The sequence below is a fragment of the Taklimakanibacter deserti genome, from assembly GCA_003574785.1.
Genome location: QORU01000059.1, coordinates 1 through 638, shown reverse-complemented (window position 1 = coordinate 638; position 638 = coordinate 1). Strand labels below are relative to the sequence as shown.

General features: G+C 40.4%; 2 protein-coding genes. Both read left to right on the top strand.

The window, feature by feature from the left end; genetic code table 11:
- Positions 1-19: 19 nt before the first annotated feature.
- The gene (gene rplN, locus DS839_RS35925) at positions 20-391 is read left to right on the top strand and encodes a 50S ribosomal protein L14 (protein WP_005619403.1); all 372 of its coding nucleotides are present in this window, start codon (positions 20-22) and stop codon (positions 389-391) included.
- Positions 392-401: 10 nt separating this feature from the next.
- Positions 402-638: 50S ribosomal protein L24 (gene rplX, locus DS839_RS35920; RefSeq protein ID WP_119275356.1), on the top strand; the 237-nt coding region annotated here is incomplete at its 3' end.

Sequence of the window (638 nt, the reverse complement as noted above, 5' to 3'; positions counted from 1 at the left end):
AATTTAACGGAGCACTAATATGATCCAAGAACAGACTATGCTGGATGTTGCTGATAACTCAGGGGCTCGTAGCGTAATGTGTATCAAGGTTCTAGGTGGATCGCACCGTCGTTACGCTGCTATTGGCGACATTATCAAAGTTACTGTGAAAGAAGCAATTCCACGCGGTAAAGTTAAAAAAGGTGATGTGTTAAAAGCAGTTGTTGTGCGCACCAAGAAGGGTGTTCGTCGCCCAGATGGCTCAGTTATTCGTTTCGATGGTAATGCTTGTGTAATTTTAAACAATAACACTGAGCAACCAATCGGTACTCGTATTTTTGGACCTGTGACTCGTGAACTTCGTTCTGAGAAGTTTATGAAGATCATTTCATTAGCTCCAGAAGTACTGTAAGGGGAATGTAATGGCTGCTAAAATCCGTCAAAATGATGAAGTAATTGTTCTTACCGGTAAAGATAAGGGCAAACGTGGTAAGGTAACTCAAGTGTTACCAAACGGTAAAGTGATTGTTGAAGGCGTTAAAATCATCACTAAACATGAAAAACCGGTTCCTGCTTTAGGTAAAGCTGGTGGCTTAGTGAAGAAAGAAGCTGCAATTGATGCGTCAAATATTGCAATTTTCAACCCGAAAACAAATAAA